General features: G+C 70.2%; 1 pseudogene. It reads right to left on the minus strand.

Annotated features, from left to right (window positions below):
- Positions 1 to 397: 397 nt before the first annotated feature.
- Positions 398 to 514: pseudogene (locus KDL01_RS46400) on the minus strand (glucosamine-6-phosphate deaminase); the annotation flags it as partial.

Here is a 514-nt window from a genome sequence, read left to right on the forward strand (position 1 = left end):
CATCACCCCCGGCGCCCGCGCCGACCTCGTCCACTGGACCGAAGACTTCCACCCAGCCCGCACCTGGGTGGACGGCCGGGAATTCCCGGCGTTCGTGGGAACCGGGGTGGGGCGGGTTTGAGGGTCCCGCCCCACCTCCCCGCGAGGACAACCGAATAAGAGGGAAACAGGGAAGAGAACGTCCCCTTCGCACCGCACGCGAGGGGGACGATTCCTTTGTGGGGGCGTGGATTCGGGCTACTTCCGTCGCTCACACTCCTCGGGCACCCAACCCACGCACGGCTTCCCGCGAACCCGAGCCACGTCGGCTCCCTGCGACACGACACCGCCCCCGCACCGGATCACGGTGCGGGGGCGGGAAATCCGGCGTGCTTCCAGGCCTGGCAGCCCTACCGCCTCACAGCCCCTGCCAGCCCGGCTTGGACGCGTAGGTGGCGCGGTAGTAGTCGGTGAGCTTGAGGCCGGCGGCGGCGGCTTCGTCGACGACGACGGTGGCGTGGGGGTGGAGTTGGAG

This window comes from Actinospica durhamensis (assembly GCF_018139695.1).
In the GTDB taxonomy this organism is placed as follows: domain Bacteria; phylum Actinomycetota; class Actinomycetes; order Streptomycetales; family Catenulisporaceae; genus Actinospica; species Actinospica durhamensis.